This window comes from Streptomyces sp. NPDC104096 (genome assembly GCF_055584385.1).
Map to the genome: position 1 here is coordinate 41,723 of NZ_JBVJMD010000023.1, position 23,708 is coordinate 65,430.

The following is a 23,708-nucleotide window of genomic DNA, read 5'->3' on the forward strand; positions in this document are numbered from 1 at the left end:
GCTGACGCTCGTCTCTGCCCTTTTCACTGCGATGGTGCTGCTGGTGACCGGGGCGGTGGCGCAGGGCGGCATCGGACCGTACGTTTTCCACGGCGACTTCTGGAAGCCGAGGCCGCTGCCGGAGACACCCGCCGTCGGCGACCACGAGTTGGCCCGTCCGAGGGTGGTTCGCCCCAAGGGCTACCGTCCGCTGACTGGCTACACGGCTGCCGCCAAGTCCGCCTGGCCACAACCTGGTTCGGATACGGTCGCCCTCAAGGACGCTCCCAGCAAGGCTGGTTCGCTGCCAGTGTGGGTGGCATCGTCAGGCGGGAAGCGGAGCGCTCCCCGGGTCGGCGTCCGGCTCGCCTCTCGCGCCCAGGCCTTGCGGGCCGGTGCCGACGCCGGTCTCCTCGTCGGACTTGGCGCCACCAAGTCCCGTACCGACAAACTGAGTGTCGTCATCGACTACTCGGCCGTCGCCAAGGCATACGGCGGCGGCTACGGTTCACGGCTCACCCTCACCCGGCTTCCCTCCTGCGCCCTGACGACCCCGCAGCGTGCGGAGTGCCGTACCGGCACCCCGCTGAAGGCTGTCAACCGGGCCACCGCCAATCAGCTCACCGTGACCACCACCGCCGACTCGGCGATCGCTGTCACGTCGGGCAGTCGGGGCTCGCAGGGCGACTACTCGGCGACCTCGCTGACCCCCGAAGGAACCTGGCAGACCAGCGGCACCGGCGCCTACACCTACTCGTATCCCGTCCAGGTACCGGCGGGACTCGGCGACACCGGCCCACGGGTGGCCCTGTCGTACGACTCGCAAGCCGTGGACGGGGAGACCTCGGCCCGCAACTCGCAGGCGTCCTGGATCGGCGACGGCTGGGGCTACCAGCCGGGCTTCGTGCAGCGGACGTACCGTTCCTGCGGCTCGCTGCTCGACTCCGACGGGAAGAAGATCCTCAAGGGGTCGGGTGACCAGTGCTGGGGCGGCGGCAACGCCACCGTCTCCTTCGGCTCCCACTCCGGGGTCCTCGTTCCCACCGCCACCTCCGGAGTGCCGGGCGAAACAAGGGAGTTCCGGTTCCAGAGCGACGACGGCACCGTCGTGCAGGAACTGTCCGGCGCCGCCAACGGCCTGTACGACGGCACCTACTTCCGGGTCTTGACCACCGACGGCACCGCCGCCTACTTCGGTGCCGACCACTCGCCGACCGGCCCCGGCACCAAGGGTCTGGGTTCCTCGAACTCAGGCGACGGCTCCACGCACGCCGCCTGGGGTGTCCCCGTCCTGCACCCGCGATCCTCCGACCCCTGCCACAACGACTCCGACGGCAAGAAGTCGCGCTGCGACAAGCCCGAGGGCTGGCGCTGGAACCTGGACTTCGTCGTCTCGCCGAACGGCTTCGTGCAGCGCTACGACTACTCCGCCGAGACCGGCTACTACGACCTCGGCGGCGGCCAGACGGCGGCGACCGACGATCGTGACGACACCGGCACCCTCACCTCGTACACCCGCGGCGGAACGCTCACCTCCATCTCGTACGGCTACACGCTGGACGACGAGCAGGCGGGCCGCACCCCGTCCTCGCAGGTGGTGTTCGCCTCCAAGCAGCGCTGCCAGACCACGTCCTCGTTCACCGACTGCTCGGCCGGGAACCTGGACGACAACACGGCCCCGCACTGGCCGGACGTGCCGTGGGACCTGCACTGCGACGCGACCGACAAGACCAAGTTGCCGGACGACGCCACCAAGGTCCCCACCGACGTGTGCATCGTGTCGTCGCCGACCTTCTGGTCCACGACCCGGCTGGACACCATCACCACCAAGGTGCGTGTCAAGGAGGGCGACACCGACCAGTTGGTCCCGGTCGACTCCTACGCCCTCGGGCAGGTGTACTCCGACGCGGGCGGCACCGTCGACCCGGTCACCGGCACCACCGTCGATCCCAAGGACGCCGGCTCCCTCCAGGCCGTGATGTGGCTGCAGTCCATCAAGCACACCGGGAAGGGCACCTACGGCAACGGCAACAGCGACATCACCCTGAACCAGGTGTCGTTCACCGGAACCGAGATCGACAACAGGGTCGACGACGACTCACCGTCCGCGCCCCCGCTGTACCGGCCGCGGATCTCCAACGTCCAGACGGAGACCGGCGAGTCGATCACCGTCGAGTACAACCCGACCCCGTGCGCGGGCAGGACACTCGACTTCAAGTCGGCCGACTCCAACACCAACTCCTGCTACCCCGTGTACTGGACGGTCCCCGGTGCCTCCAAGCCGATCGCCGATTGGTTCAACAAGGTCACCGTCCACAGCGTCACCGCCGCCGACCTGACGATCGCCGCCCAGTACACCCCGGACGCCTCCAAGATCCCGGCGGGATCCGAGGCACACGTCTACACGTACGTCTATTCGGGTGCCGCCTGGCACCGCGACGACTCCGCTCTCACGGACGACCAGTACCGCACCTGGGACCAGTTCCGTGGCTTCCGCACCGTCACCGTGCGCACCGGGAAGGCGCCCGAGCCGGTCACCCAGCTGACCACCACCTACCTCCAGGGCATGGACGGCGACTACAAGGCCGACGGAAGCCGCCGCTCCGTCAGCGTGGACGCCACGGTCGGCGGCAGGACCGTAGGGACCGTCACCGACGCCGACCAGTTCGCCGGCACCGCACTGCAGTCGGACACCTACACCGCTTCCGGCGGCACGGTGAACGCCTCCACCGTCAACGGCCCGTTTTCGTTCACCACCACGGCGCACGCCGACCGCACCTCGTGGACCGCCTGGACCCAGGAGGACCACCCGGGCGAGACCGAGCCGGACAAGGCCGTCCTGCCCGACCTCACCGCCCGCCGGGTCAAGTCCGCCCAGACGCATGGCTACGCCCTGCTCGCAGACGGCACCTGGCGGCACACCCGCACCGACACGGCCTACGACGACCAGGGCCGCGTTCAGACGGTCGACGCACACGGCGACGTCTCCGTCGCCGCGCAGGAGAGGTGCACCACCACGGAGTATGCGACGCCGTCCTCCTCGGCCGGCAATGCCATGCTGCTCGCCTACCCGGACCGCATCACCGCCGTCTCCGGCCCCTGCGGCACCAAGGCCGACGCCGACACCCTGCTCTCCGACAAGAAGGTCTACTACGACGGTAACGGCTCCGTCACCGCCCTTGGGACCTACGGAACCGTCGCCCAGCCGCATGTCACGGGCACCAAGGTCGCCACCGGCTTCGCCACCGACGGCACCGAGAACTGGCGTACCACCAGCGGCATCGCCTACGACGGGGCGGGCCGTGTCACCGACGCCCTCGACGCCACCGGCACGGGCACGCACACCGACTACCTGCCCGAGTGGAACAGCGCGGGCGGCAACACCAATCCCACCAGCATCGTCTCCACCAACCAGAAGCAGTGGAAGGTCACCTCCACGCTCGACCCGCTGCGTGGCCTGCCGCTGCGCAACGTCGACGCCAACGGCCGCGTCACCGACATCACGTACGACGCCCTCGGCCGACGCACCGCCGTCTGGCTGCCAGGCCGCGACAAGGCGACGCAGAGCGCGGACATGACGTTCGCGTACTCCATCAACCCGGGCGCGGTCCCCGCCCCCGGCGGCACCATCACCCAGCCCGGCGAACCGACCTCCGTCACCACGCGCACGCTGCGCGAGGACGGCACGTACGCCACGTCGATCAGCATCTACGACGGGATGCTCCAGCCCCGCCAGGCCCAGGCGACCGCAGACGGCGACTCCGACTCCGGCCGGATCATCTCCGATACCTTCTACGACTCCCACGGCTGGCCCAGCGCCTCGTACGCTCCTTACTCGGAGCCCGGCCACGGCCCGTCCGCCACCCTGTACGCGGCCAACGAGAACGAGATCCCCGCCGAGACCACCACGACGTACGACGGCCAGGGCCGCGCCATCACCGGCACCCTGTGGCACCAGGCCGTCAAACAGTGGAGTACCTCCACCACCTACCCCGGTGCCGACGAGACCGACTCCACCCCGCCGGCCGGCGGCCGGGTGACCGCCGTGTACACCGACGGCCTCGGCCGGACGGCGAGGTCGGTGGTGCGCAACACGAGCGCGACGGTCACGCTCAAGGGCGGCAGCATCATCCCGTCCGGCACCTCGCTGACCTCGGGCAGCGTCCGTCTGACCATGCAGGACGACGGCAACCTGGTCCTCGGTGCGCTGGCGACCGGCAAGACGGTCTGGTCCTCCGGTACCAGCGGAAACCCGGGCGCCTACGCCCAGTTCGGCGCCGACGGCAACCTCGCCGTGTACAGCACCGTCGGCGCCTCCAAGTGGACCACCGGCCTGACCGCCACCACCGGCGCCACCCTTCAGGTCCGCGCCGACTCCACCCTGGCCGTCGTCGCGAGCGACGGCACGGCCGTGCTGTGGAAGCAGGGCACCGCGGGTGGGGTTCCCACTGCCGACGCCACCACCCGCTACACCTACACCCCCGCCGGACAGATCGACACGATCAAGGACAGCGCGGGCAACACTTGGTCGTACAGCTACGACCCGCTCGGCGAGAAGACCTCCCAGACCGACCCCAACGCCGGGACCACGAGCTTCGACAAGTACGACGTGCTCGGCAACCTGCTCCAGTCCACCGACGGCCGCGGCCAGGTGCTGTCGTACGCCTACGACTGGGACAGCCGGCTCACGGCGACGTACGCGGCCCCCTGGTCGGCCACACCCGACCCCGCCAAGCAGCAGACCTCCCGGGTCTACGACACCCTCGTCAAGGGTTACCCGACGTCGTCGACCCGGTATGTGGGCGGCGCGAACGGCAGTGCCTACACCGAGGCAGTGACCGGCTACAACGCCGCCTACCAGCCGTTGGGTTCGACCCTCACGATCCCGTCCGCCGACGGCTTCCCGGGCACCGCAGGCAAGGACAGCGGCACGGTCACGTACAGCGTGGCCGCGACCTACACCCCCACCACGGGCCTGCTCGCGACCACCCAGTACCAGGCGGACGGCGGCCTGCCCTTCGAGCGCATCGGCTACGGCTACACCCAGCAGGGCGCGCTGGACGGCTTCGGCGGCTACATCAACGCCGCCAACACCCCCTCCTACCTGGACGGTACGGTCCACGACCCCTTCGGCCGCGTCGTGCAGACCAACTACGGCCCCACGGGCAAGGAACTCGCGACCTTCGCCCAGTACGACGCCACGACCGGTCGCACCGCACAGACGTCCAGCATGCTCCAGACGTCGACCACAGCCCTGGACGTCGTCAACTACCGCTACGACCAGACCGGCCAGCTCACGGCGGCGGACGACCTCCAGAACAACACCACCCATGACACCCAGTGCTTCACCTACGACTCCTTCCAGCGGTTGACGGCCGCCTGGACGGACACCGCGGGCATCACCGGCTCGGGCACCGCCCCGGTAGGCGCGGTGGGCGGCTGCGCCACGGCGTCCGTGCAGACCAGCGTGGCGCCGGTGAAGACGAAGACGGTCGGCGGCCCGGCGCCGTACTGGCAGACGTACAGCTACGACCTGCTCGGCGACCGCACCGGCACGGTGGACCACGACACCACCGGCAACGCCCTGGCGGACACGACCCAGGCGACGGCATACCCCGGCGTCGACGGTACGACCGCCGCCACCCGTCCCGACCAGGCGGGCGCCACCATCACCACCAACCCGAGCACGGGCACGGCCACGCAGACCCCGTCCTACACGGACACGACGACCGGCAAGGACGCCGGCAACACGGTCACCCGCGCGACAAGGACGACGGGCCCGCTCACGACCGGCTTCACGCTCACCGGCGGCGGAAAGCTGTGCGTGGAGGAGACCGGCTCGGGCGCGAAGGCCGAGGTGAACACCTGCAGTTCCGCCTCCACCGCCCAGAAATGGACGATCGGCACCGACGGCACGGTCAGGGCGGCGAGCCTTTGCCTGGACACTGCGGCCAACTCCACCACGTCCGGCGCCGGGGTCGTCGTCGACACCTGCTCGACCGACGCCACCCAGAAGTGGCGGGTGACGTCGACCGGCACTCTGGTCAACGCGGCCAAGAGCACCCTGTGCCTGACCGACCCGAGCGCCAGCGCGACCAAGGGCACCCAGCTGACGGCCGCTACCTGCGGCGGCAAGGGTCAGACCTGGTCGACCGTCATGACGGGCGCGCTCCCGGCGGGCCAGACGCAGACGTTCACCTACGACGCGGAGGGCCGTACGGCCACGGTGTCGACGCCGTCGGGCACGACGACCCGCACGAGCTCCTATGTGTACGACGCCGACGGTGACCTGCTCGAACAGACCGCGTCCGTCGGCGGCACCGACAAGACGCGGATCCTGTACCTCTTCGGCGGCGCGGAACAGCTGACGCTGGATGTGACGGCGAAGACGTGCACGGCGTTGCGGTACTACACGGGACCGGACGGGACGAGCATCACCCGCTCCAGCTCCGGATCCGTCACGTACCAGGTGGCCACCTCCCAGGGCACGGCGACGACCGCCGTCGACGCCTCCACTCTCGCCGTCACCCGACGCTCCTACGACCCGTACGGCAACCCACGGGGCACGAAGCCGTCGACGTGGGTGGCGGCGGACGAGAACCACGGTTTCCTGGGCCGGCCGGCCGACTCGGTGACGGGCCTGGATCTGCTGGGCGCACGCGACTACGACCCGGCGCTGGGCCGCTTCCTCACGCCCGACCCGCTGTTCCAGGCGGGCGACCCGAACCAGATGGGCGGGTACACGTACGCCGCCGACAACCCGGCGAGCAGCTCCGACCCGACGGGATACGACGACTGGTACAACGACCCGTCGATGAACAAATGCGTCATCGATTGCGGTCCGACGCCCTCCCCGTCCCCCGCGCCCGCCCCCACCAGCACCTCCAGCGGCGGCACCGGCAGCTCTGCTGCGCAGCCGTCTCCCGGGGTCACGCCTCCGGCGACGCCGCCCGACCCGAACGCCGCCCCCGACCTGCTCTACAGCAGCTTCGAGGACATCGGACTGGCGATCCGCTCCCTGGCCGTCTGCGAGTTCTGGCTCACGGGAGGCGGCGCCGACCACGACCAGGCCTGCCAGATGGCCGGCGGCGTCGTCTCCGGCGGGGGGATGGAAGGCAGCGGCATCGGAGCTCTCGAGCGCGGTGCCGTGGGCGAGGGGGAGAGCGCGCTCGTCAACACGGCCAGGGGCGGAGCCGACGCCGACGCGGCGGCAGCGGCCGGGGCAGCCGCGAAGGGCGTCGACGAAGCGGCAGCCGACACCGCGGACCTCGCCGCTATCAAGCGCGCGAACGCCCAGGCACGAGCGGAACAGGCGGACGCCGCTTCCACCGTGCCGTCCACCCCCGCCAAGGGCGCCTCGGGCACCAGATCCGAGAGTGGCTCGAGCGGCGGAGCCCGGACCGGCTCGGTCGACGACGAAGGCCTGAGAAGCGCCGTCCGCGCGAAATACGACGAGATCACCACTCAGGGCAGCCCCCACTACCAGACCAACAAGCAGCGGGGACCCGTGCTCACCGGGGCGATGGACAACGTGACAGGTGAAGTGACGTTCGGCCAGAACACCGGAATTCCCAGCAATCTCCACGATATTCTTCAGCAGCGCCTCGATTCCTTCGAAGGGCCGGGTGAGCCATTCAAGGGGGTGCCCGGAAGTCATTCGGAGATAAACGCCTTGAATGCGGGACTGCATGCCCGGCCGGGTGCCACGCTCGAGGAGTTCACGCTATACAATGTTCGGCTCAAGGGGGCAGAGAAGGGGCTGCGCATCATCCGCTGCCCGAACTGCAGGCAACTGACGGACGGAGTGCGGGAAATTGAATGAGATTCCCGAGGACGAGCTCGATTTTGATGAGGACCTCGTCTATATGTACCGAGGAGTCCCGTTCACGGGAGTCGGGTACGAGGAGTCGGGCGGCCGTCGGATCTCCGCCGTGAGCTATGTGGACGGCAAGCAGGAGGGCTATGCCCGGAGTTGGGATGAGAAGGGCGGCCTGCGGGAGGAGACTCAGTACCGGGACAACGTCCTGCACGGAAGGCACGTGGTCTATGACGAGGCCGGTGTCCTGCGGTCGGAGGAGCGCTACGAGTACGGAATCCTGCTCTCTCGGGCCGAGCGAAATGAGGACGGCGAGGTTTCGAGTGTCTTCACACTGAATGAAGAGGATTCGCAGTGGCGGACGCTGACTTCGTTTCGCCGCAAGTTCGGCTGGCCGCCCGCCGCGGAATGACCATGGCGCCCGCCCGGAATGGGAGAGGCCTGCCCGAGGTCGGCTGTATTTGATTGATGCGGAGATCGACCGGTACGACTGGTCGGTGTTCGAGTGTGGATGCGGAAAAACGGCCGCGCGCCTCGCCGACGACCTGAAACTGCTCGCCGAGGCGCAATCCCAGGAAGAGACGCGGGCTCTCCGCATCGACAATCACGCGCTGATCCAGTCGTTCCCGCAGGAGCCGGCGGTACCCGTCGCCCGCCGTCCTGATGGCAGCACTGTCAGGCGACCTGGCTCTCGGCGTGCGGATCGTGTGTCTGGATCCGGTCCTCCGGCTCGTCGACACCGACGAGAGGACTCGGCGGAGACGTGCCGGTCCATCGCACGGCAGGGGCTCCGGGGGGCTGTATCGGGACCTGTGGTCCAACACCCACCCCGACGTCGTGATCTACGCCTGCCTCGTCCTCAGGGGGATCGAGACCGACAAGGAGCGGCTGCGTACCTACCGGAACCCGGGCCGGATCCGACTGCCCGAGCATCTGGCCGACCGAAACGCCGGACACATCGAAGGGCCATGGGATTTTCCGCTGCGTAAGCAGGGAAGGCCCTGCCCAGCGCTGAAGGATGAGAACGCGCTGGGCAGGGCCTACTTTCTCAACACTCGATGATGTTCACCGCGAGCCCGCCGCGGGCCGTCTCCTTGTACTTGACGCTCATGTCGGCGCCGGTCTCCTTCATCGTCTTGATGACCTTGTCCAGGGACACCAGGTGCGAGCCGTCGCCGCGCATCGCCATCCGGGCGGCCGTGACCGCCTTCACCGCGGCCATGCCGTTGCGCTCGATGCACGGGATCTGGACGAGACCGCCGACCGGGTCGCAGGTCAGACCGAGGTTGTGCTCCATGCCGATCTCGGCGGCGTTCTCCACCTGCTCGGGGGAGCCGCCGAACACCTCCGCCAGCGCGCCCGCCGCCATCGAACAGGCCGAGCCGACCTCGCCCTGGCAGCCGACCTCGGCGCCGGAGATGGAGGCGTTCTCCTTGAACAGCATGCCGATCGCACCGGCGGCGAGCAGGAAGCGGACCACGCCGTCCTCGTCCGCGCCCGGGACGAAGTTGATGTAGTAGTGCAGCACCGCGGGGATGATGCCGGCCGCGCCGTTCGTCGGGGCGGTGACCACCCGGCCGCCGGCCGCGTTCTCCTCGTTCACCGCCATCGCGTACAGAGTGATCCACTCCATGGAGTGGGCCAACGGGTCGCCGGCCGCCCGCAGCTGACGCGCCGTCTTCGCCGCCCGGCGGCGCACCCGCAGACCGCCCGGCAGGATGCCCTCGCGGGACATGCCGCGCGACACGCACGCCTGCATCGTCCGCCAGATCTCCAGCAGCCCGGCCCGGATCTCCTCCTCCGTACGCCAGGCGCGCTCGTTCTCCAGCATCAGGGAGGAGATCGACAGACCGGTCTCCTTCGTCAGCCGCAGCAGCTCGTCGCCGGTACGGAAGGGGTACTTCAGGACCGTGTCGTCGAGCTTGATGCGGTCCGCGCCCACCGCCTCCTCGTCGACGACGAAACCGCCGCCGACCGAGTAGTACGTCTTCGTCAGCAGCTCGGCGCCCGAGGCGTCGTACGCCCACAGCGTCATGCCGTTCGCGTGGTACGCGAGGGTCTCGCGGCGGTGCAGGACCAGGTCGTCGTCGAAGGAGAACGGGATCTCGTGCTCACCGAGGAGCCGGATCCGTCCGGCCTCCTTGATCTCCTCCACCCGGGCGTCGGCCCGCTCCACGTCCACCGTGCGTGGCGAGTCGCCCTCCAGGCCGAGCAGCACCGCCTTCGGGGTGCCGTGGCCGTGGCCGGTGGCGCCGAGCGAGCCGTACAGCTCGGCGCGTACGGACGCGACGGAGCCCAGCAGGCCGTCGCCGCGCAGCCGACGGGCGAACATGCGCGCCGCGCGCATCGGACCGACCGTGTGGGAGCTGGACGGGCCGATGCCGATCGAGAACAGGTCGAAGACCGAGACGGCCACGGTGACTCCTCAGAACGGGGGTGGAACAAGGCGTGGGGCACCGCGCTCACCTACTTCAGTGTGCGCGCGGTGCCCCGTATTGCGGTACTACTTCCCCAGGGCGGGGTACAGCGGGCGCTTGGCGGCCAGGGCCTCGACCCGGGCCTTCAGCGACGCGGCGTCGTACGACGGCTTGAGCGTCTCGGCGATCACGTCCGCGACCTCGGCGAAGTCCTCGGCCGTGAAGCCGCGGCTGGCGAGGGCGGGCGTACCGATGCGCAGGCCCGACGTCACCATCGGCGGGCGCGGGTCGTCGGGGACCGCGTTCCGGTTGGCCGTGATGCCGACCTCGTGCAGCCGGTCCTCGGCCTGCTGGCCGTCCAGCTCGGACTCGCGCAGGTCGACCAGGATCAGGTGGACGTCCGTACCGCCCGACAGGACGTTCATGCCGGCCGCGCGGGCGTCCGGCGCGGTGAGCCGCTCGGCGAGGATCCGCGCGCCGTCCACCGTGCGCTGCTGGCGCTCCTTGAACTCCTCGCTCGCGGCGATCTTGAAGGAGACCGCCTTGGCGGCGATCACGTGCTCCAGCGGACCGCCCTGGAAGCCCGGGAAGACCGAGGAGTTCAGCTTCTTCGCGAACTCCTTCTTCGCCAGGATGATGCCGCCGCGGGGGCCGCCGAGGGTCTTGTGCGTGGTGGAGGTGACCACGTCCGCGAACGGGACCGGGTTCGGGTGCAGACCCGCCGCGACCAGGCCCGCGAAGTGCGCCATGTCGACCCACAGGTAGGCCTCGACCTCGTCCGCGATCCGGCGGAACTCGGCGAAGTCCAGCTGCCGCGGGTACGCCGACCAGCCCGCGATGATCACCTTCGGGCGGTGCTCCTTGGCGAGCCGCTCGACCTCGGCCATGTCGACCAGGCCGGCCTCGTCCACGTGGTACGCGACCACGTGGAACTGCTTGCCGGAGAAGTTCAGCCGCATCCCGTGGGTCAGGTGGCCGCCGTGGGCCAGGTCCAGGCCGAGGACGGTGTCCCCGGGCTGGGCCAGCGCGAACAGCGCGGCCTGGTTGGCGGAGGCGCCCGAGTGGGGCTGCACGTTGGCGTACTCGGCGCCGAACAGCTCCTTGACCCGGTCGATGGCGATCTGCTCGGTGACGTCGACGTGCTCGCAGCCGCCGTAGTAGCGGCGGCCCGGGTAGCCCTCGGCGTACTTGTTGGTCAGGACCGAGCCCTGGGCCTCCATCACCGCGACCGGCGCGAAGTTCTCGGAGGCGATCATCTCCAGGGTGGACTGCTGGCGGCGCAGCTCGGCGTCGACCGCGGCGGCGACGTCCGGGTCGAGCTCGTGCAGGGGGGTGTTCATGAGCGACATGTGTCCGTGACTCCTCAGCCGGCGGAAAAGGCGGTGTACTCGTCGGCGGAGAGCAGGTCGGCCGGCTCGCCCGTGACGCGCACCTTGAACAGCCAGCCGCCCTCGAACGGCGCCGAGTTCACCAGCGACGGGTCGTTCACCACGTCCTCGTTGACCTCGGTGATCTCGCCGTCGACCGGGGAGTACAGGTCGCTGACCGACTTGGTCGACTCCAGCTCGCCGCAGGTCTCGCCCGCGGCCACCGTGTCACCGACCTCCGGGAGCTGTACGAAGACGACATCGCCGAGCGCGTTGGCCGCGTGCTCCGTGATGCCGACCGTCGAGACGCCGTCCTCGGCGCCCGACAGCCACTCGTGCTCCTTGCTGTAGCGCAGCTGCTGGGGGTTGCTCATGGCCTGAATTCTCCTGTACGCGGGGAAGTGCTGCTGAAAGGGGGACGACAGAAACCGCAGGTGGGCAGCGGAAAGTGCGCCGTGTCACATGCGGCTGCGCTCAGTGTCTACTTCTGGCGCTTGTAGAACGGCAGTGCCACGACCTCGTAGGGCTCGTGAGTGCCCCGGATGTCCACGCCGACACCGGCCGTGCCCGGCACCGCGTGCGCCGCGTCGACGTACGCCATGGCGATCGGCTTGCCCAGCGTGGGGGACGGGGCGCCGGAGGTGACCTCGCCGATCACCTCGCCGCCGGAGACGACCGCGAACCCGGCGCGCGGGATGCGGCGGCCCTCGGCGACCAGGCCGACCAGGACGCGCGGAGGGTTGTCCTGGGCGCGGGCGGCCGCCTCGGTCAGCGCCTCGCGGCCCACGAAGTCGCCCTCCTTCTCGAACTTCACGACCCGGCCGAGCCCGGCGTCGAAGGGCGTCAGGGAGGTGGTCAGCTCGTGCCCGTACAGCGGCATGCCCGCCTCGAGACGAAGCGTGTCCCGGCAGGACAGGCCGCACGGGACCAGCCCGACGGGCGCGCCCGCCTCGGTCAGCGCCTGCCACAGCCGCTCCGCGTCGGCCGGGGCCACGAACAGCTCGAAGCCGTCCTCGCCGGTGTAGCCGGTGCGCGCGATGAGGGCGGGGACGCCCGCGACGGTGCCGGGCAGGCCCGCGTAGTACTTCAGGCCGTCGAGGTCGGCGTCGGTGAGGGACTTGAGGATGCCGGGGGACTCCGGGCCCTGGACGGCGATCAGCGCGTAGGCGTCGCGGTCGTCGCGGACCTCGGCGTCGAAGCCGGCCGCGCGCTCCACCAGCGCGTCGAGCACGATCTGCGCGTTGGAGGCGTTGGCGACCACCATGTACTCGGTCTCGGCCAGCCGGTAGACGATCAGGTCGTCCAGGATGCCGCCGTCGGCCCGGCAGATCATCGTGTAGCGGGCGCGCCCGACGCCGACGGAGGCGATGTTGCCGACCAGGGCGTGGTTCAGCAGCTGCGCGGCCTGCGGGCCGGTCACCGTGATCTCACCCATGTGCGAGAGGTCGAACAGACCTGCCCTCGTGCGCACCGCGGTGTGCTCGTCACGCTCGGAGCCGTAGCGCAGGGGCATGTCCCAGCCGGCGAAGTCGGTCATGGTCGCGCCGAGCGAACGGTGCAGGGCGTCGAGCGCGGTGTGACGGGGTGGCGTGCTGCTGCTCATCGGACGGTCGTCTCCCGGGGCGATGGGTACCCCGCGCGGGAGCGAATCCGAGCACGGGGAAGGGCGAGGTCGTTCCTCCCCATCTGTCATCGGAACCTGAGAGGTTCGTCATGACCACCTGGGGTCACGACTTGCACCTTGGGTGGGACCGCTGTCGCAACGGTCCGCTTTTCAGATGTGCCTCGCCCACGCGGTAACGGTGCCTGAGAGATTCAAGGGAGGGACTTGCTCCTTCGGCGCCCCGGGCAGCACTGCTGCCGGGAACTCTCCCGCGCGGATTCAAACGGCCGGTATGCAGTTGGCGGGCACATCATTGCACGCCTCGTCGCGCCGGGGGCAGGCCCGCCTCGCCTCCCCGGGGGGCGGGCCCGCCGGGGAGGCGGCTGTGACCGCCTTGTGGCGGAACGGGCACGAAATTTCGAAGCGCCGCGCATTACCTTCTCTTTACGCTCAGTGGGGAAAGGACTTACCTGACCCCAGGGGAGGACGATCACGGTGAACAGGATCACGGCGTACGTGGCCGGCTCGGCCGCCGCGCTGCCCAAGCAGACCGCTGCCCCGGCGGTCGAGACGCGCGCCCCGCGGCCCGCACCGGTCGTCCGCGATCTGCGCGAGCGCTCCGGGCACAGCCCGCACGGACTGGTCTTCGGCCCCCACGACGTGGTCGTGGTCACCGGCCTGCCCGGCAGCGGCAAGTCCACGCTGATGCGGCGGGCGGTACGGGGAGTCGGCGTCGACTCCCAGGACACCCGCGACCGCTGGGACGACCGGGCGCCGCGCTTCCTGCCGTACGCCGTCTACCGCCCGCTCGTCCGCCTCGCCCACTACGCCGGACTGCGCAGGGCCCTGCGCGCGGGCGGGGGAGTCGTCGTGCACGACTGCGGCACCCAGGCCTGGGTGCGCGACTGGCTGGCCCGCGCGGCCCGCCGCCGGGGCGGCACCCTGCACCTGCTGCTGCTCGACGTCACCCCGTCCGCGGCGCTGGCCGGCCAGCGCGACCGGGGCCGCGGTGTGTCGCGCTACGCCTTCCTGCGCCACCGCCGCGCGGCCGCCCGACTGCTGCACGCCGTGGAGAAGGGCGCACTGCCCGGGGGCTGCACCTCGGCGATCCTGCTGGACCGCGACGCGGCGGACGTCCTGCGCCGGATCGACTTCGCCCCCTGACAGGTGCCGCCGTCGACCGGTCCCGGGGGCGATCCGTCCCGGGGACGATCCCGGGCGGGCCCGTACCGGTTAGCCTTTCAGCCACAGCAGCGGTTCCCAGCAGGCGGTAGAGAGATGGACTTCCCGGCGGACCTTCCCGCGGACCTTCCCGCGGGCTTCCCCGCACAGGCGCACCCCCATCCGCACGGCGGATGGCCCGGCAACGAACTGGAGGAGGTGCTCTCCGCCTCGCTCGGCGTCCCGACGGCCGGCGGCCGGATCCTCGAGGTCCTCGGCCGCAGCTTCGTCTGGGTGCCGCTGCCCAACGGCGGCGGCCCGCACAGCGGCCCCCTCGACCTGCCCTCGCTGGAGATCGAGGGCCAGGTGTACGTGCCGGTCTTCAGCTCCGAGGAGCAGTTCCGCCAGGTCGTCGGCACGCACATGTCGTTCACCGTCGCGCCCGCGGTGGAGTTCGCCCGCGGGCTGCCGCCGCAGGCCGGCCTCATCGTGAACCCCGACGGCGTGGTGGGCATCCCGCTGCCGCCGCAGGCCGTGGCGGAACTGTGCCGCAGCGGGCGGACCCCGCTGGACGGGTTCGCGAGCGGCGGCCGGGTGCGGCTGTTCGAGCCGGACTGGCAGGACGACCCGGTGGACTTCCTCGCCGCGGCCTCGGCCGAGTTCGCCGACACCGGGGTCGTCCTGACGGCCCGTCGCTGTCTGGCCGAGGTCGAGACCGGTGAGCCCGTGCTGTTCGTCGGGGTCGAGCTGTCCCGGTGGGAGGGCGACCTGCGGGTCCTGCCGATGGACGCGCTCGGCCGGGCGCTGGCCCGGGCCGCCGTCCGGTGGCCGGTGAACCTCGTCCTGCTCGACGTGGTCGAGGACCCGGTGACGGACTGGATGCGGGAGCGGGTCCGCCCGTTCTACCAGCGCGGCCACTGACCGCGGGTTCGAACACCGGACGCCGGCCACCGGCCATCGGACACCGACCAGTGGCCACCGGCCCCCGGTGTCCCCCGGCCGTCCCGGCCCCGGGCAACAACCTGCGAACTCCTGGGCGGCTGTTGCCGACTCCGCCGCCTAAGGTGGTTTCATATCCAAGGCCACGTTTCTCGAAGGGGCGGTAAAGGGTGAGCGCGAGCGGCACTGCCGCGACCGGGCAGGTCGAGCACATGCTGCGCCAGGTGACGCCCGGGCGTTACGACGCCTACGAGGCGCTGCTGCGCGCGCTCGCGACCCCGTCCTCCGGCCAGGTCTGGATGCTGCTGTGGCACGGCCAGGCCGGCTCGCCCGACGCCCAGTACGGGAACATGGAGGTCGACGGCTACGGCTACGCGCCGTGCGTCACCTCCGCCCAGGAGCTCTCGGCCAGCGGCTGGAACCGTTCGTACGAGGTCGTGGACGGCCTCGACGTGGCCCGCACCCTCTACCCCGACCACTTCGGTCTCTGGCTGAACCCGCACGCCCCCGGCGGCGGGCTCGGCATCCCCTGGCTCGACCTGCGGCGGATCGCCACGGGTCTGGAGCGCCAGCCGGCCGGCCCGCTGCGGCTGTCCGAACCGGCCGTCGAGATCCCCCAGTTCTACGCCCTGCTCGCGCAGAACGCCCACCGCACCCCGGCGGTGCGCGCGCTGCGCCGCGCCTGGGTGCAGCCGACGCTGGGGGCGCCGTACCTCGTCATCGGTCTCGACGTGTACGACACCTCGCCGGCCGCCGTCGACTCGGTGCGCGCGATGATGCAGCAGTCCATCGGCGCGGTGCCGGACGGGCTGCCGGTGTCCACGGTGGCGATGTCGGACGAGCACGACCCGGTCGTGATGTGGATGCGGGCGGGTGCGCGTCCGTTCTACGACCGCGAGGCCCACGTGCAGGCGCCGGCGGGCGGGTACGGATACCCGCCCACGCCCGGCCGCTACTGACGGCCCATCATCTCAAGGACGCGACGGCGCGCGGTGGCAAGGCCACGTCTTCGCGCGTAGATCAGTACGAAAAAGTGCGGAATGTCCCAATTTTCCGAACTCGTCCGCGTCCGACCCCCGTTACCCACTGTCCGGATAACGGAACCCTCTTGGTGGCATCACGTTTACGCATCCATTCACCGCCAAGTCTGGCGACCGATCGCCCAGGCATTGAAGACTCCCAGACCAGGGGAGTTTCGCCCCTGTGTACGACGGACTGATCACGCCGCTACCGCGGCAAGTGTGGGCCGGCTACCGCCGGTTGAGAGGGGTCCCTGCCAGATGACGGCACCATTGCACGAGCCGACCGCGGATGCGGCCCCGAGCGCGGCCGAAGAAGCGGCGGTTGTCACCGCCGACGCCAAGGCCGTACAGGGTCGTTCCCTGGGCCGGATCGCCTGGGAGCGCCTCAAGCGGGACAAGCTCGCCCTGACGGGCGGCATCGTGGTGCTCGTGCTCATCGCGATAGCCCTGCTCGCGCCGGTGATCACGAGCCTGGTCGGGCAGGACCCCGACGCGTACCACGAGAACCTGATCGACCCGCTGTTCGGCACGCCCACCGGCTCCCTCGGTGGCCTGAGCGGCGACCACCTGCTGGGCGTCGAGCCGGTCAACGGCCGCGACATCTTCGCCCGGATCCTCTACGGGGCCCAGATCTCGCTCCTGGTGGGCTTCCTGTCGGCCGTCGTGGCCGTCGTCCTCGGCACCGTCCTGGGCATCCTCGCCGGATTCTTCGGCGGCTGGGTCGACTCGCTCATCAGCCGGGTCATGGACGGTCTGCTGGCCTTCCCGCAGCTGCTCTTCATCATCGCCCTGGTCTCGGTCATGCCGAACGACATGCTGGGCCTGCACGGCACCGGCGTGCGCGTCTTCGTGATGATCCTGGTCATCGGCTTCTTCGGCTGGCCCTACATCGGCCGCGTGGTGCGCGGCCAGACCCTCTCGCTGCGTGAGCGCGAGTACGTCGAGGCCGCCCGCTCGCTGGGCGCCGGCCAGCTCTACATCCTGTTCAAGGAACTGCTGCCCAACCTGGTCGCGCCGATCATCGTGTACACGACGATGATGATCCCCACGAACATCCTCACCGAGGCCGCGCTCAGCTTCCTGGGCGTGGGCGTGAAGCCGCCCACGGCCTCCTGGGGCCAGATGCTCTCGAACGCGATCGACTACTACGACTCGGACCCCATGTACATGGTGGTGCCCGGCGTAGCGATCTTCATCACCGTTCTGGCCTTCAACCTCTTCGGCGACGGCGTGCGTGACGCGCTGGACCCGAAGGCCTCCCGCTGAACCGCCGTACCCCAAGCGTCCCGTGGCCTCACACGGGGTCTCTCATCAAATCCGGAGGATCCGAGATCGTGACTACCCAACGCGCCTCAGGGCGGCGTAAGCAGGCCATGGCCGCTGCCGCCGCGGTTGCTGCGCTGCTGACCACGGCGGCGTGCGGTGGCGGTGGCGGCACCGACGACAACGGTGGTTCCAAGAACGGCGCCGCCGGCTTCGACGCCGCGAACAACAAGGTCGCCCAGGCCTCGCTGGCCAAGAAGGGCGGCACGCTGAAGTTCGGCGCGGCCCAGGACGCCGACTCGTGGGACACCACGCGTGGCTACTACGGCTTCATGTGGAACTTCTCCCGCTACTACAGCCGCCAGCTGGTCACGAACAAGGCGGAGGCCGGTAAGACCGGTGCCGAGGTGACCGCGGACCTCGCCACGGACGTCGCCAAGGTCACCGACAACGGCAAGACCTACACCTACACGCTGCGCGACGGCGTGAAGTGGGAAGACGGCAAGCCGATCACGTCCAAGGACGTCAAGTACGGCATCGAGCGCGTGTGGGCGCAGGACGTGCTGTCCGGCGGTCCGGTGTACCTGAAGGACGTCCTGGACCCGAAGGGCGCCTACCAGGGCCCCTACAAGGACACGTCCAAGGACAAGCTCGGTCTGAAGGCGATCGACACGCCGGACGACAAGACCATCGTCTTCCACCTGCCGGTGGCGAACTCGGACTTCGAGGAGATGCTGGCCCTGACGTCGGCGTCCCCGGTCCGCCAGGACATGGACACCAAGTCCAAGTACGGCCTGCACCCGTTCTCCTCGGGCCCGTACAAGTTCGAGTCCTACGCCCCGGGCAAGGACCTGACCCTGGTCCGCAACACCTCCTGGGACCAGGCCTCGGACCCGGTCCGCAAGGCCTACCCGGACAAGATCACGGTCAAGTTCTTCTCGAACGCCAACGACCTGGACCAGCGCCTGATCAGCGGTGACCTGGACCTGGACCTGAACCAGACCGGCATGTCGCCGCAGGGCCGCACCACCGCCCTGAAGCAGCACAAGGACAACCTGGACAACCCGGTCTCCGGCTACGTCCGTTACGCGGTCTTCCCGCAGAGCGTGAAGCCGTTCGACAACGCCGAGTGCCGCAAGGCCGTCATCTACGGCGCCGACCACGTCTCGCTGCAGACCGCTCGTGGCGGCCCGGTCGCCGGTGGCGACATCGGCACCAACATGCTCCCGCCGTCCGTCGCGGGCGCCGAGGGCCAGAGCTACGACCCGTACGAGCTCAACGGTGCCAACAAGAACGGCAACGAGGCCAAGGCCAAGGAGGCCCTGAAGGCCTGCGGCAAGCCGAACGGCTTCTCCACCACCATCGCGGTCCGCAACAACAAGCCGGTCGAGGTGGCCACCGCCCAGTCGCTCCAGGCGTCGCTGAAGAAGATCGGCATCACCGCCGAGATCGACCAGTACGACGGCTCGCAGACCACCGGTATCATCGGTAGCCCCGCCAACGTGGCCAAGAAGGGCTACGGCATCATCATCATGGGCTGGGGTCCCGACTTCCCGTCCGTCCAGGGCTTCGGTCTGCCGCTGTGGGACAGCAAGTACATCCTCGACAGCGGTAACTCGAACTACGCGCTGATCAAGGACAAGGCCATCGACGGCCTGTTCGACCAGTACGTCACGACGCTGGACGACGCCGGCAAGACCAAGATCTCGACCGAGATCAACCACAAGGTCATGGAGGGCGCGTACTACCTGCCCTTCGTGTTCGAGAAGTTCATCAACTGGCGGGGTAGCAACCTGGCGAACGTGTACACCACCGATGGCTACAGCGGTATGTACGACTTCGTCAACCTCGGCCTGAAGTCCGCGAAGTAAACCCGGCACACCCGCCGAACGGCACGAAAGGCAGGTGAAGGCCGGCGCGGCGTGATCGCGGGCCACCTGGGGACACCTCCCACGTCCATAAGACAGTGGGGGAGACCTCCGGTGGCCCGTGGTCCGCTGCGGGCCGAGAGCTGTGCTCGCTTACCTCATCAGGCGGCTCTTCGCCGCCGCAGTGATGCTCGTGGTCATCATCATGGTGGTCTTCGGCATCTTCTTCCTTGTCCCCAAGTGGGCGGGCGTCGACGTCGCCACGAGCTTCGTGGGCAAGCAGGCGGACCCCGCGGCCGTCGAAGCCGTGCGGGTGAAGCTGGGCCTGGACGACCCGATCTACCTTCAGGTCTGGGAGTTCTTCAAGGGCATCTTCACCGGTCGCACCTACGCGGCCGGCGGCGATGTCACCCACTGCGCCGCGCCGTGCTTCGGCTACTCCTTCCGCAGCGAGCAGGCCGTCTGGCCGGTGCTCACCGACCGCTTCCCGGTGACCCTGGGTCTCGCGCTCGGTGCCGCCGTCCTGTGGCTGGTCCTCGGTGTCTCGGCGGGTGTCCTCTCCGCGCTCAAGCGGGGCACCCTGTGGGACCGCGGTGCGATGGTCGTCGCCCTCGCGGGTGTCTCCCTCCCCATCTACTTCACGGGCATGCTCGCCCTGGCCGTCTTCGTCTTCGGACTGAAGTGGTTCGACGGCGAGTACGTACCGCTCGACCAGAGCTTCACCGGCTGGTTCGGCGGCATGATCCTGCCCTGGATCACCCTCGCCTTCCTCTACGCGGCGATGTACGCCCGGATCACCCGCGCCACCATGCTGGAGATCCTCGGCGAGGACTACATCCGCACCGCCCGCGCCAAGGGCCTGCGTGAGGGCACCGTCATCGGCAAGCACGCCATGCGCTCCACGATGACCCCCATCCTGACCATGCTCGGCATGGACCTCGGCGCCCTCATCGGCGGCGCGATCCTGACCGAGACCACGTTCAGCCTGCCCGGCCTCGGCCAGGCGGTGCTCAACGGCATCAAGAACCAGGACCTGCCCATCATCCTGGGCGTCACCCTGGTCACCTCGCTGGCTGTGCTGATCGCCAACCTGCTGGTGGACGTCCTGTATGCCGTGATCGACCCTCGAGTGAGGCTGTCATGACCGAACTCAGCAAGAGCGGAGCGGCCGTGGGCGAGCCCACGCCCGCCTCGCCCGCCCCGAGTTCCTTCCTCGAAGTGCGCGACCTGAAGGTGCACTTCCCGACCGACGACGGTCTGGTCAAGTCCGTCGACGGGCTCAGCTTCAAGCTGGAGAAGGGCAAGACGCTCGGCATCGTGGGCGAGTCGGGTTCCGGCAAGTCGGTCACCTCGCTCGGCATCATGGGTCTGCACACCGCGGGCCAGTACGGCAAGCGCAAGGCGCAGATCTCCGGCGAGATCTGGCTGGACGGCACCGAGCTGCTGTCCGCCGACCCCGACCACGTGCGCAAGCTGCGCGGCCGGCAGATGGCGATGATCTTCCAGGACCCGCTGTCCGCGCTGCACCCGTACTACACGATCGGTCAGCAGATCGTGGAGGCGTACCGCATCCACCACAAGGTGGACAAGAAGACCGCCAAGCGCCGGGCCGTCGAGATGCTCGACCGGGTGGGCATCCCCCAGCCGGACAAGCGGGTCGACAGCTACCCGCACGAGTTCTCCGGCGGTATGCGCCAGCGTGCGATGATCGCGATGTCGCTGGTCAACAACCCCGAGCTGCTCATCGCGGACGAGCCGACGACCGCCCTGGACGTGACCGTCCAGGCGCAGATCCTCGACCTCCTCCGGGATCTGCAGAAGGAGTTCGGCTCCGCGATCATCGTCATCACCCACGACCTGGGCGTCGTCGCCGAACTGGCCGACGACATCCTGGTGATGTACGGCGGCCGCTGCGTCGAGCGCGGTCCGGCCGAGAAGGTGTTCTACGAGCCCCGCCACCCCTACACCTGGGGTCTGCTCGGCTCGATGCCGCGTCTCGACCGTGACCAGCAGGAGCGCCTCATCCCGGTCAAGGGCTCCCCGCCCTCCCTGATCAACATCCCGTCCGGCTGCGCCTTCAACCCGCGCTGCCCGTACGCGGACGTCCCCAAGGACAACGTCACCCGCACGGTCCGCCCCGAGCTGACCGAGGTCGGCGGCCAGCACTGGGCCGCCTGCCACATGTCGCAGGAGCAGCGGGAGCGTATCTGGACCGAAGAGATTGCGCCGAAGCTGTGAGCGAGAAACCGAAGGACGCAGCGGTGACGATTCCCGCGCAGAGCACAGGAAGCGGCGCCGGGAACACCGGCGACCGCGAGATCCTGCTGAAGGTGACCGGGCTCCAGAAGCACTTCCCGATCAAGAAGGGCCTGCTCCAGCGGCAGGTCGGTGCGGTGCACGCCGTCGACGGCCTCGACTTCGAGGTCCGCGCCGGTGAGACGCTCGGCGTGGTCGGCGAGTCCGGCTGCGGCAAGTCGACGATGGGCCGGCTGATCACCCGGCTGCTCGAGCCGACCGGCGGCAAGATCGAGTTCGAGGGCAAGGACATCACGCACCTCGGTGTCGGCGGGATGCGTCCGCTGCGCCGCGATGTGCAGATGATCTTCCAGGACCCGTACTCGTCGCTGAACCCGCGCCACACCATCGGCACGATCATCGGCGCTCCCTTCAAGCTCCAGGGCGTCGAGCCCGAGGGCGGCATCAAGAAGGAAGTGCAGCGGCTGCTGTCGGTCGTGGGTCTCAACCCCGAGCACTACAACCGCTACCCGCACGAGTTCTCCGGCGGCCAGCGCCAGCGCATCGGCATCGCCCGCGCGCTCGCGCTCAAGCCGAAGCTGGTCGTGGCCGACGAGCCGGTCTCCGCGCTCGACGTGTCGATCCAGGCGCAGGTCGTCAACCTGCTGGACGACCTCCAGCAGGAACTGGGCCTGACGTACGTGATCATCGCGCACGACCTCTCGGTCGTCCGGCACGTCTCGGACCGCATCGCGGTGATGTACCTCGGCAAGATCGTCGAGCTCGCGGAACGCGACGCGCTGTACAAGGCGCCGATGCACCCGTACACCAAGGCGCTCATGTCGGCCGTGCCGATCCCGGACCCGGCGCGCAAGTCGGCGAAGAGCGAGCGCATCCTGCTCCAGGGCGACGTGCCCTCGCCGATCTCGCCGCCGACCGGCTGCCGGTTCCACACCCGGTGCTGGAAGGCGACGCAGGTCTGCAAGACCACCGAGCCGGTGCTCGTCGAGCTGAAGCCCGGCCAGCGGGTCGCCTGCCACCACCCGGAGAACTTCGAGGACCAGGCACCGCAGGACACCGTGCTGCTGACCGTCGCCAAGGCGGCGGCCGAGCTGGTGGCCGACGAGGTCCTCGCCGAGTCGGCGGCGACGTCGGCGGCGGTGGCGGCCGAGGTGGCCGAGGTGGCCGAGGTGGCCGAGACGGCCGCCCCGGAGCCCGAGGCCCCGGCGGCCGAGACCGGCGAGTCCGAGGCGCCCAAGGGCGCCCAGGACTGACACATCCTCAAGGGGCCCTTCCCGCTGCGCGCGCAGCGGGAAGGGCCCCTTTCGGTTTTCCCCCGTTCCCCCGTTCCCCCGTTCCCCCCGTTTCCCCCGTCCCCCGTTTTCCCCGTCCCCCGTGGAATTGCGGTGCGATGGTTCAGCCGTCAAATTCCCGTTTGTTTATCGGTGAATTACGGCTTCGGGGTGCAGGCGTGCTTGGCCACGCACTCCGAGAAGAACGGGTTGGTCCAGATGACGTCGATGACGCCGTAGTCCTTGTTGACGACGACCCGGCAGTTCGCGCCGTAGTGTTCCTTGCGGATGTTGAACCGGCGGTACTCGACCTTGGGCGTGACGTAGCCGTAGTGCTTCTTCGTGACCTTCAGGGTGTCCGTGACGGTGACGCCCTTGGTGGTCTTCTTGGTCACGTTGCGGTCGACCTTCGCCTCGACCTTGGCGATCCCCCAGTTCACGCTGGTGCCACCGCCCACGGTCCAGCTGGTCGAGCGGCTCGTGGTGGTCTTGAACGAGTACTTCAGGGTCGAGGTCGGACCGGCGTTGTACTTGCCGGCAGTGGAGCCGATCGCCTTGTAGTACGGCGTGCCGTACTTCTCGACGGTGATGAAGGATTCGGTTCCGCAGCTCGCCGGTGCGGCGGAGGCGGCCGTCGGAATCGCCACGGACGCGCCGACCAGGAGTGCCGTGGTCGCGACGACCCGGCCGGCTGTTCCGAACTTGTTCATTCTTTTACCCCGTGTTTTCTTGTGCGCTGTGGCGCT

At 69.4% G+C, this 23,708-nt stretch carries 16 protein-coding genes and 2 riboswitches; of the genes, 11 read left to right on the forward strand and 5 right to left on the reverse strand.

The features are described 5' to 3' along the window. Positions 1-31: 31 nt before the first annotated feature. The 3 genes from ACZ60B_RS23180 to ACZ60B_RS23190 all read left to right on the forward strand — a co-directional run bounded on the left by ACZ60B_RS23180 (position 32) and on the right by ACZ60B_RS23190 (position 8,857). Positions 32-7,801 carry a ricin-type beta-trefoil lectin domain protein gene (locus ACZ60B_RS23180; protein ID WP_469389860.1) on the forward strand — a complete coding sequence of 2,590 codons (7,770 nt, stop codon included), beginning with the start codon at positions 32-34 and terminating at the stop codon, positions 7,799-7,801. After that, positions 7,794-8,207, forward strand: a complete 414-nt coding sequence (locus ACZ60B_RS23185; RefSeq protein WP_469389862.1) for a toxin-antitoxin system YwqK family antitoxin — start codon at positions 7,794-7,796, stop codon at positions 8,205-8,207. Before ACZ60B_RS23180 ends, ACZ60B_RS23185 begins: the two co-directional genes overlap by 8 nt. A 425-nt stretch (positions 8,208-8,632) precedes the next feature. After that, a complete protein-coding gene (locus ACZ60B_RS23190; RefSeq protein WP_469389864.1) occupies positions 8,633-8,857 on the forward strand; it encodes a hypothetical protein in 225 nt (74 codons plus the stop codon). Here ACZ60B_RS23190 and ACZ60B_RS23195 read toward each other — a convergent pair. The 4 genes from ACZ60B_RS23195 to gcvT all read right to left on the reverse strand — a co-directional run bounded on the left by ACZ60B_RS23195 (position 8,844) and on the right by gcvT (position 13,182). Next, a complete protein-coding gene (locus ACZ60B_RS23195; RefSeq protein WP_450661777.1) occupies positions 8,844-10,211 on the reverse strand; it encodes an L-serine ammonia-lyase in 1,368 nt (455 codons plus the stop codon). The two genes, ACZ60B_RS23190 and ACZ60B_RS23195, sit on opposite strands and share 14 nt — an antisense overlap. An 87-nt stretch (positions 10,212-10,298) precedes the next feature. After that, entirely contained in the window at positions 10,299-11,561 is a 1,263-nt protein-coding gene (locus ACZ60B_RS23200) for a serine hydroxymethyltransferase (protein WP_469389866.1), read from the reverse strand. Between the two features lie 14 nt (positions 11,562-11,575). Then, on the reverse strand, positions 11,576-11,953 hold the full coding sequence (gene gcvH / locus ACZ60B_RS23205) for a glycine cleavage system protein GcvH (RefSeq protein ID WP_385527997.1): 378 nt from the start codon (positions 11,951-11,953) through the stop codon (positions 11,576-11,578). 107 nt (positions 11,954-12,060) lie between these two features. After that, positions 12,061-13,182 (reverse strand): glycine cleavage system aminomethyltransferase GcvT, encoded by a 1,122-nt coding sequence (gene gcvT / locus ACZ60B_RS23210; RefSeq protein WP_469389869.1) that lies wholly within the window; start codon positions 13,180-13,182, stop codon positions 12,061-12,063. A gap of 73 nt (positions 13,183-13,255) precedes the next feature. Continuing rightward, a riboswitch (glycine riboswitch) is annotated at positions 13,256-13,363 on the reverse strand. After that, positions 13,364-13,464, reverse strand: a riboswitch (glycine riboswitch). A gap of 207 nt (positions 13,465-13,671) precedes the next feature. Between gcvT and ACZ60B_RS23215 the strand changes: the two genes are divergently transcribed. The 8 genes from ACZ60B_RS23215 to ACZ60B_RS23250 all read left to right on the forward strand — a co-directional run bounded on the left by ACZ60B_RS23215 (position 13,672) and on the right by ACZ60B_RS23250 (position 22,944). Further along, on the forward strand, positions 13,672-14,346 hold the full coding sequence (locus ACZ60B_RS23215) for an AAA family ATPase (protein WP_469389978.1): 675 nt from the start codon (positions 13,672-13,674) through the stop codon (positions 14,344-14,346). A 114-nt stretch (positions 14,347-14,460) separates the two neighbouring features. After that, complete coding sequence (locus ACZ60B_RS23220; protein WP_469389871.1) at positions 14,461-15,264, forward strand: enhanced serine sensitivity protein SseB; 804 nt, start codon at positions 14,461-14,463, stop codon at positions 15,262-15,264. Between the two features lie 188 nt (positions 15,265-15,452). Continuing rightward, the gene (locus ACZ60B_RS23225) at positions 15,453-16,241 is read left to right on the forward strand and encodes an enhanced serine sensitivity protein SseB C-terminal domain-containing protein (RefSeq protein ID WP_469389873.1); all 789 of its coding nucleotides are present in this window, start codon (positions 15,453-15,455) and stop codon (positions 16,239-16,241) included. Between the two features lie 321 nt (positions 16,242-16,562). Next, a complete protein-coding gene (locus ACZ60B_RS23230; RefSeq protein ID WP_469389875.1) occupies positions 16,563-17,570 on the forward strand; it encodes an ABC transporter permease in 1,008 nt (335 codons plus the stop codon). Between the two features lie 68 nt (positions 17,571-17,638). Then, a complete protein-coding gene (locus ACZ60B_RS23235; RefSeq protein WP_469389877.1) occupies positions 17,639-19,438 on the forward strand; it encodes an ABC transporter substrate-binding protein in 1,800 nt (599 codons plus the stop codon). Positions 19,439-19,580: 142 nt separating this feature from the next. Then, on the forward strand, positions 19,581-20,579 hold the full coding sequence (locus ACZ60B_RS23240; protein ID WP_162469498.1) for an ABC transporter permease subunit: 999 nt from the start codon (positions 19,581-19,583) through the stop codon (positions 20,577-20,579). Continuing rightward, on the forward strand, positions 20,576-21,673 hold the full coding sequence (locus tag ACZ60B_RS23245; RefSeq protein WP_469389879.1) for an ABC transporter ATP-binding protein: 1,098 nt from the start codon (positions 20,576-20,578) through the stop codon (positions 21,671-21,673). Before ACZ60B_RS23240 ends, ACZ60B_RS23245 begins: the two co-directional genes overlap by 4 nt. 23 nt (positions 21,674-21,696) lie before the next feature. Further along, a complete protein-coding gene (locus ACZ60B_RS23250) occupies positions 21,697-22,944 on the forward strand; it encodes an ABC transporter ATP-binding protein (RefSeq protein ID WP_469389881.1) in 1,248 nt (415 codons plus the stop codon). 176 nt (positions 22,945-23,120) lie between these two features. Here the strand turns inward: ACZ60B_RS23250 and ACZ60B_RS23255 are convergent, their stop codons facing one another. Next, positions 23,121-23,672: a hypothetical protein gene (locus ACZ60B_RS23255; protein WP_469389883.1), complete on the reverse strand. Its 552-nt coding sequence runs from the start codon at positions 23,670-23,672 to the stop codon at positions 23,121-23,123. Positions 23,673-23,708 lie beyond the last annotated feature (36 nt).